11 protein-coding genes are annotated in these 7,741 nt (G+C 62.0%); 2 read left to right on the plus strand and 9 right to left on the minus strand.

The window, feature by feature from the left end; all coding sequences use genetic code 11:
• Nucleotides 1-3: 3 nt before the first annotated feature.
• The 3 genes from AC3A3W_RS20870 to AC3A3W_RS20880 form a co-directional block, all read right to left on the minus strand.
• Nucleotides 4-1,107: a peptidase M16 family protein gene (locus AC3A3W_RS20870; RefSeq protein WP_487445037.1), complete on the minus strand. Its 1,104-nt coding sequence runs from the start codon at nucleotides 1,105-1,107 to the stop codon at nucleotides 4-6.
• On the minus strand, nucleotides 1,104-2,141 hold the full coding sequence (locus AC3A3W_RS20875) for a hypothetical protein (RefSeq protein WP_487445038.1): 1,038 nt from the start codon (nucleotides 2,139-2,141) through the stop codon (nucleotides 1,104-1,106). Before AC3A3W_RS20875 ends, AC3A3W_RS20870 begins: the two co-directional genes overlap by 4 nt.
• Nucleotides 2,142-2,340: 199 nt before the next feature.
• Nucleotides 2,341-2,502, minus strand: coding sequence for a hypothetical protein (locus AC3A3W_RS20880; RefSeq protein ID WP_205652917.1), 162 nt, complete (start codon nucleotides 2,500-2,502; stop codon nucleotides 2,341-2,343).
• Nucleotides 2,503-2,827: 325 nt separating this feature from the next.
• Between AC3A3W_RS20880 and AC3A3W_RS20885 the strand changes: the two genes are divergently transcribed.
• Nucleotides 2,828-3,043 carry a death domain-containing protein gene (locus tag AC3A3W_RS20885; RefSeq protein WP_104174334.1) on the plus strand — a complete coding sequence of 72 codons (216 nt, stop codon included), beginning with the start codon at nucleotides 2,828-2,830 and terminating at the stop codon, nucleotides 3,041-3,043.
• Here the strand turns inward: AC3A3W_RS20885 and AC3A3W_RS20890 are convergent.
• From AC3A3W_RS20890 to AC3A3W_RS20910, 5 genes are all read right to left on the minus strand, one after another.
• A complete protein-coding gene (locus AC3A3W_RS20890) occupies nucleotides 3,003-3,437 on the minus strand; it encodes a pyridoxal-phosphate dependent enzyme (RefSeq protein ID WP_487445039.1) in 435 nt (144 codons plus the stop codon). The genes AC3A3W_RS20885 and AC3A3W_RS20890 overlap by 41 nt on opposite strands.
• A gap of 69 nt (nucleotides 3,438-3,506) precedes the next feature.
• Complete coding sequence (gene arfB / locus AC3A3W_RS20895; RefSeq protein WP_487445040.1) at nucleotides 3,507-3,929, minus strand: alternative ribosome rescue aminoacyl-tRNA hydrolase ArfB; 423 nt, start codon at nucleotides 3,927-3,929, stop codon at nucleotides 3,507-3,509.
• 82 nt (nucleotides 3,930-4,011) lie between these two features.
• Nucleotides 4,012-4,545 (minus strand): DUF6023 family protein, encoded by a 534-nt coding sequence (locus tag AC3A3W_RS20900; RefSeq protein WP_487445041.1) that lies wholly within the window; start codon nucleotides 4,543-4,545, stop codon nucleotides 4,012-4,014.
• A gap of 40 nt (nucleotides 4,546-4,585) precedes the next feature.
• Nucleotides 4,586-5,125, minus strand: coding sequence for a dihydrofolate reductase family protein (locus AC3A3W_RS20905; RefSeq protein WP_487445042.1), 540 nt, complete (start codon nucleotides 5,123-5,125; stop codon nucleotides 4,586-4,588).
• Nucleotides 5,126-5,134: 9 nt separating this feature from the next.
• Nucleotides 5,135-5,401 carry a DUF1876 domain-containing protein gene (locus tag AC3A3W_RS20910; protein ID WP_309991720.1) on the minus strand — a complete coding sequence of 89 codons (267 nt, stop codon included), beginning with the start codon at nucleotides 5,399-5,401 and terminating at the stop codon, nucleotides 5,135-5,137.
• A 335-nt stretch (nucleotides 5,402-5,736) separates the two neighbouring features.
• Between AC3A3W_RS20910 and AC3A3W_RS20915 the strand changes: the two genes are divergently transcribed.
• Nucleotides 5,737-6,786: an acyltransferase family protein gene (locus AC3A3W_RS20915; protein ID WP_487445045.1), complete on the plus strand. Its 1,050-nt coding sequence runs from the start codon at nucleotides 5,737-5,739 to the stop codon at nucleotides 6,784-6,786.
• On the opposite strand, the gene AC3A3W_RS20920 is transcribed toward AC3A3W_RS20915, so the two are convergent.
• A partial coding sequence (locus AC3A3W_RS20920) for an amylo-alpha-1,6-glucosidase (RefSeq protein ID WP_487445043.1) occupies nucleotides 6,783-7,741 on the minus strand: 959 nt, incomplete at its 5' end. The genes AC3A3W_RS20915 and AC3A3W_RS20920 overlap by 4 nt on opposite strands.

A 7,741-nucleotide genomic window follows, 5' to 3' on the forward strand; every position in this document is an offset into this window, starting at 1 on the left:
TTTTTATCTGTGTCCTGTGCCGGAGAAGATCGTTAAGTGTTGAGTGGCCAAGGGCGCGTCACCGAGAACGGCCAAAATATCGCGGGGCCGAAAGTCGTTTATTTCTTGGACGCGTTCGCCGATGAGCGCTGGCTCTGTGACGCTCGCGAGCAGATTGGCTATCAGGTCCACGAGGACGCCGGGATTGGAGGCTCCAAGCCTTAGCCAGCGGGAGAACCCGGAGTAGATGGAATACACGCTGTCTGACGATAGGGGTTCCGTTGCCCGTTGGATGCCGTCGAGAGCGTCCATCTCGTCAGCCGATGGGATGGAGAACGACAAGAGATTTAGGCCGCCTCCACGCCCATGGAGAGGAACGTTGATCAGGGAATAGGTGATCGGGCGCCGCAGGACGATTTCTTCGTACAGCAGTGAGCCCGCACCGCCGGCAGCGAACTGGTGAATTGCCAGGGTCGCCAGGGAAGCGCCGAGGGCACGGGCGGGCACCGGCAGCGAGAAAAGTACGGTACTCCGGTCCCCTGGAATTTGGATCCGCTGTGCTGAACGCGCCCCAGCATGGACGGGGGCGTAGGCAGCGACTTTCCGCTCGGCCTCGAGGTCAAGCTGATCCAGAACCGCGGACAGCCATGGCCCGTCGGGACCCTGGATGACAAGAGTCAGCTGAGCCAGGAAAGGCTCGGCATTCGCAGCCGGTACGGAATCCTGTAGGGGACTTTCCGTCCACCGTGGAGACTTCGCCCACGCAATTGGAAAGTGCAGGTGAAGCGGATTGGGCTGGTCCTTGCCCGATTGGTCATCAGCAGGCTCGTTCGCGGATTCCCTGATTGCCATCCGTACGCCGTCGGCGATCCCGGACAAGACAACAAGCAGGTCCCGATCCGCGGTTCTCGCGGCGACCACCATATAGTCGGTCCGGGCGATCACCTGAATTGTCGCCGGCAATTCGCGAAGATTCGTTCTGACGCTGTTCAGCAGACGTTCGGCTGGAGGGCCATCCACCGACGTTCGGACCAGGAATCGCAGGTCGTAAACATTCAACGGCGAAGGAGTTGGAATGATGACCGGGCCTGTTGGCGATAGAGAAATGGGAACGCCAATCGGCTTCATGCTGAATTTCCTGACTTTGACTGCTGGTGGTCTAGCGACTCCATGAGTAGGCGCGCACCTCTGCAGAGCTGCGCCGGCCCAAGGCTGTCGAAGGCTGCGCGAAGCGCCCTGTCGCCTGTCCCCGGACCGCAAAGTGCTGTCAGTCGTCCAAGCGTCGACGTACGGCCCTGATGCCCGGAGAATTCGTGATGCATGGCAAACTGGAGGTGCCTTCTCGCCTCGCGAATCTCGTCGTCCGTAGCGGTGAGTAGACGCGAGACCATGGCGCGGACGTGATGAATGTCAATTACTCGTCCCATGCGGTCGGACATGACCAGAGTCTCCGGAGAGCGAGAGCGTAAAGGCCCGAAAAAACCGAGCGACATGTCGATATCAGGCAGACAAATCTTCAAGGCTTCGACGGCAAACCACACTGCCATGTAGTCGGCCAGCGACAATTCCGGCCCAGGCAATATCGCTCCTGCCGGTCCGGCTGCTATCTGCTCCGAAGGTTTATGCCGCTCAATCGGCTGGGTTTCTCGATCGGCGCCGGCGCAATTTTGGGAATAGACGGGAAGTTCAATTCCATCCAGATGGTTTATGACATCAGAGGAGCGGAAATCTCCGGTGACGGTCAGAACGCAATTCGAAGCACTAAAAGCTGATGCCAAGAAGTCGTGAACGTCACCGTATGCGCCTCGCAGTTCTTTCACGCCGTAGCCAAACCCATCGTGCGAGAGACTCCACTCGCGATAGAGACTCTGGCTGAGGTCTACCCATGATTCCCGTCTGCCCTGATGCCGCGCGAGTGAGTCCCGCACCTCCGCCTCGACGGCACTTATGGCCGAGAGATAAGCCTGCTCTCCACCGAGCGGACGCCCGGGCAGGTGCAGCTCCAACGCAGCAAGAACGTCGGCGGCGTCGCACAGGAACGTGATCTGCGTACAGTTGGGCATCGTCTTGGCGCCGGCAATTATGCCCTGGCAAGCGGCACGGTGTTCGACACTCCCCGAAGAGTCAGTCGTGCCTTGCTCAAATACCAGGTGTTCACCCACGTGAACGAGGCCTGCCAGAGCTGCGGGGTCGTCCCTAAATCCCGACTTGTACGTCCAACTTATGGCGACACTGCCGGCTCCACGATCCTCATACAGTTCCACAGCCAGTCCCGTGCGGTGGGTAAATCTCACGAACACTCCTCCCGGGAGAAGCCGCCCGGCAATGGAACACTGCCGGGCGGCCGTCGATCACGGTCTCCTAGCAGAGGAAGGAGCTCGTTGCGAAGAGCCACGGTGTGGCGGGCGTCGCCACGGTGGCCGGCGTCGTGCCCGGTGCTTCTGCAACTGCAGACGCTGCCACGTCCTGAGCTGAAGCCAGGTTCGAGTACGACGCCATAAACGCTTCGATGTTCGTTTCCAATTTTCCCCCTATTAAAAAACTGCTGCTGATGCGGCAGTTTGCTTTTCTTGTAAGACACTATTCCGGATAGCAGAACGAACCTAACATTGCCTATCTGAGCTGGTCAAATCGTAACTAAACTCGATGGATATAAGGCTATTTTCACCATAATTTGCTTCTCGAGCTCCGATATATGGTCCATTAAGTTTCGTCAAGTCATACGGTATTCATCTCTGCGGAAGGTGTCATGAGTGAACGGCTCGAAGGCCCTTTCCATGCAACTGGGTGAGGGACTGCATCGTCAACTTTTGTTGACGCCGGCATCGACGTCAACTAAAGTTGACGCATGGAGGTGGAGCGGATGAAAACGCTGGTGGCATCGATGGACGGCAAGGGTCCAGCTGAGGCACTGTATGCCGTGGCGGAACTGCAGAAGGAAGTTGGCCGCACCGAAGCGTCCCTGGTCCGCAAAGCCCGGCAGGCGGGCTTGTCCTGGGAGGCGATCGCATTATGTCTCGGCGTCAGCAAACAGGCCGTCCACCGCAAATACGGAAAGCAGTAAATCCGGCCAGCGTCTGGACTGGCTTCCGGGTGCCCGGCAAGCCAGAGCGTCTCAACCCCAGCTTCAGCGGGTTTTCGTTCAGTGCCCGGGTATACACGGCCGGGTCCACGTTGCCGCCTGAAGCGACGATCGCTACCGTCTTGCCCGCGAAGTTGGCCTTCTTCGACAGGACAGCACCCGCCATGATGGCGTGATCGTCGAATGGCGAGATGATGGTCATTCCGCGTTGGTCTGCGATTGCTTGTGTAATCTCGGCGCGGTCTTCCGTGGCCGGGTCATAGAAGACAACCTCCGCTCCCCACCAGCGGCAGTTCTCAACTTTGACCCGCGGTGCGTTGTTGGGTACAACGATCACGGCAGGGCAACCAACGATGCTTGCGGCGGCGGCGCACACGCGCGTTCCCTAGTGCGTTCTACGGCGCCCTCAAGGGCATGGCCGAAAGCTAGAGGACACGGACGGGCGCTACTCGTCGGACGGCCGCTTTCGTTGTCGTTTGGTTGCCGCCCGCCGTTCCTTGGCGGCGAGGCGCCGGCGGTTCGACCCCCGGGTGGGTTTGGTCGCACGGCGGGGTGCAGCTTCGGGAGCAAGCCCCTCCGCCACGAGGTCGGAGAGCCTGGCGAGGGCGATCTCGCGGTTGCGCAGCTGAGAGCGCTGCTCAGAGACGGCAACGGTGATCACTCCGTCGATGAGACGCCGCCCGAGACGCGTGGCCAGCACCAGCCGTTGGCCGTCCGAAAGCGCCGCAGAGGTACCGACGTTCCACGAGAGCTCGACCCGGCTGTCCGAGGTGTTGACGTGCTGACCGCCCGGGCCGGATGAACGCGAGAACCGCCAGCCGAGTTCCGACGAGGGAATCGTGAGCGCGGGAGTCACTTCCAGATCCATGCCACCAGCGTTGCACGATCCGGTCCCGTTCAGAGACCCCAGCGGCTACAGGGCGAACGATGCTCTTTGCGGCCTCGCTCGGTCACGGTGCTGGAACAATCCAAAAACCGGCGACGGCGGCGGCCCTCGGATCGGTGCTCATGCGAAAGCCGTGTGCGGACACCGGCCCCACCTCAAGGTTCACCTTCGTGCTCGCCACCGTTCCGCACTCGAGGGCCAGCTCATGCGCGGTTCCTCCCCGACGGTCGGACTGCGAGATGGAGAGCGATGCCGTGCGAACGCCGACACACGCCGCGGTCACCGTGTAGCGGCCCTTCGGTATTCCAGGGACGGAGGTCCGGAACCCATCACTGCCCAGACCGCCTGATCCGGCCAGCACGACGCCCTCAGGCGAAGGGCCCAAGAGAACGTCCAGCTGGGCCTGGTTTTTGGCCGCGGCCTCGGCAACGCGCGGGTCGGCAGTCGGCGGGCGAGGGGGCGCAGTGCGCGACGGTTCCGGTGATGACGCCGCCGGAGCCGGGTTGTCGTCGGCGTACTCGCAAGCCCCCAGGGCTATTCCGGAAGAGGCCAAAACCAGTACCAGCCCCGTAGGCCGGATCCATCGTTTTTCCCCCATGCCTGAAGCCTACCGCGGTCCGCCCGGCCCTTGCCGTCATTCAGGCAGGAAGCCGTTTCAGCCCATAGGTCAGCAGCACTATGCCGGACGGAAAGTGGCGGCATTCCCGGAGCTCAAGCTTCGTCCACTGGCTGATCCTGCCAAAGAAGGGCACTCCGCCGCCGAGGATAACCGGCACGATAGCTACGCCCAGCTCGTCCAACAAACCCAGCTCGATGAATTCAGTGACGAGCTGGCCCCCTCCGAAGACGCAGATATCCTTTTCGGCCGGGATGGAGGACTTGATCCGGGCAACAAGGTCTCCCAGATCACCTGAAAACAGGTGCGTATTCCCTGCGGTGGACAGGGTTTCGTCATGGGTGACAACGTGGGTCGGAACGGCAGAGCCCCCGCCGCCCATGCCCGCCACTTCGCGGTACGTATTGGCCCCCATGACGTACGCACCGGTTCTGCGCTCAGTCGCCTCAAAGCCGTAGTCCTCATCCTCGGCCATGGCATCGTTCAGCCACGACAAGTCCCCGTTCTCAGAACGGATGTATCCATCAAGGCTGACGGCCATTCCGCCGAAAACGGTGCTCATGGACGCACGCTAAGCACGGAGATGCGGCGTTTCTTTGGTGACTCTCTCGATATCGGTAGCGGTGGCCTCGATCAGCTGATGCGCCAAGTCTGCCAGCGCCCGCGCGGTGGCCAACTCGTCACCGATCACGGGGACATCCGAGTCCCTCGGATTCAGCCTGGCCATTCCAACCCCTACCAGGTCGGACCGGTTTTCTGCGTGCAACTGCGCCTTCGCCCGTGTTTGGCCTTCGTGCTCGTCGATGACGATGTTCACGGACCAACCCTTTTCACGCATGGTGGTCGCCTCCTCCATCAGAATTCAACAATGTCAAGCTCGATTCACCCCGTCAAGGGTCTGCCACTAGGGCTGCGGGCGCACGGCTGACCGCAGGACTGAACGGTGTCAGGTTTCGTCCAGCCTGGTCTGGAAGACTTGGACAGGGCGCGAGATTGGCGCCTTCAAAACACGTTCATGTCAACACGCAAGGGCCGGTTCTTGCCCTTTTCACCTGAAGCTGGAACCGGCCGGACAGAAGCTCCGGAGGTTATGTGACGTTGCTGGCTGGTGGGACGGTGGCGACGGCCGTCCGGCAAACTACCGAACGCCGCCCAAGGCTGGGCGGCCTGGACGTGCTTCGCGGAGCCGCCGTCGGTGCCGTTCTGCTGGGACATTCCTGGCCCGGGATTTTTCAAGGCGCCGGAATCGTGGGTGTGATTGTCTTCTTTGTATTGAGCGGTTACCTGATCACCGGCGTGCTTCTGAGGGATGTCGAAAGGCACCGTAAAATCCGTTACGGCCGTTTTTATGCGCATCGGGCATTCCGCCTCTTGCCGGCGCTCGTCGCCTTCCTGGGCGTGTACGCCGTTGTCGAGTTGACGGCCGACGTCCTCGGTGATCGATCCAAGGGAATCATCGGGTACACCCTCCTCGCCGGGTTCGGCCACCTCAAGGACCTACCGCTGCCGTTCGATGTCAGCATGGCCATTGGACCCCTATGGACACTGGCCGCGGAAGAACAGTTCTATCTCATCTGGCCAGCACTCTTGGTCTGCGCCCTGCGGCGAAACCGTCAGGCACGGCTGATCTGGTGGTCCGCCGCCGTCGTCCTTTCCTTGATGACGGCGACTGTTCTGGCGATGCTCATCCTTGCACCGCACCTTCACTCCCTGGTCTACGCCCTGCCAACGACGTGGGGCCTCGGGCTTATTGTCGGTTCTTCAGTGCGCCTGTATCGGAACCACATGTTCAGCTGGTTCTCCGGCCGCCGGCCTAGACGGGCCGCCCTGGCCGGCTCGATCCTTGTCCTGGCTGCGCTCGTCTTCTTCCCCAAGGCCAATGAGACGCCAGTCTTCTTCTTCGTGGGAGGCCCCCTTGCCATGATTGCGGCAGCAGTGCTGGTGGTACTGGCCGCCTCCCGCACCCGCCCGATGCCAACCTGGACACGCCTGTTGCAGGCGCTGGGAACAGTGTCCTATGCCGCCTACCTCTGGAACTACATCGTCATTTTGTGGCTCAACGGCGGATCCACAGCGGATCTTCCGCCGGTGGTGGCTGTCTCGGCCATCCTGCTGACCCTGCTGATAGCGGCCATCAGCTGGCATACCGTCGAAAGGCTGGGACGAACCGGGCGCGAACGTTTCGACAGGCACTATGCTGCCGCTCAGGACCGGCGCGGCTAAGCCTTTCCTCGCAGTTCGGCCTGGTCCAGCAGTTCCGTCAGCCACGGCCGGTGCTCACGGTGGAAGTCGATGCCGTCAGGCAGCCCCTGCACGGTAGGTTCGGAGCCGGCGATGTCGATGGTGATCCGGCCGCCGCCCATCGGCGCATTGGTGATGTGCAGGTCCCCGTAGGATTCCGGGAGGACGGGATCCAGCCAGAAGCCACCGCGGGAAATATGGGCGTCGTACCGCATGAGGCTGGTGACCAGCATGATCGGTGTGGTCGCTGCCCAGGCCTGGGGCGAGCATGCGGTCGGATACGGCACAGGCTGGGGGACCTGGTCCCGGCTGAAGCCGCAGAACAGCTCCGGGAGCCGGCCGTCGGTGTAGTCGGCCGCCTCCAGCAGGGCAGCCGCGATCCGCTGCGCCTCCTCCACGAATCCGTAGCGCAACAGGCCCGCCGCGATGATGGCGTTGTCGTGTGGCCAGACGGATCCGTTGTGGTAGCTGGCGGGGTTGTAGGCGCCCATGTCGCTGGCCAGGGTCCTCACGCCCCAGCCGCTGAACATTTCGGGGGACATCAGGCGTTCGGCCACCAGCGGTACTTTGTCCTCATCGATGATGCCGTGCCACAGGCATTGGCCCATGTTGGAAGCGCACGCGTCGACAGGCCGTTTGTCGCGGTCCAGGGCAACGGCGTAGTAGCCGCGGTCGGGCAGCCAGAACTCGTCGTTGAAGCGCTTCTTTAACCGTGCTGCCTCGTCGGCGAGTTGGGCGGCCAAAGGCGTGTCACCGGCGTCGTACGCCATCCAGGCGCGGGACAGGTAGGCGCTGTAGGCCAATGCCTGGACTTCGCAGAGCGCGATCGGTGGCTTGGCGAGCGTGCCGTCGGCGAAGTTGATGCCGTCCCAGGAGTCCTTCCAGGCCTGGTTGATCAGGCCCTGGTCGTTGAGGCGCTCGTACTCGACGAAGCCGT

The organism is Arthrobacter sp. Soil_N43, from assembly GCF_057655195.1.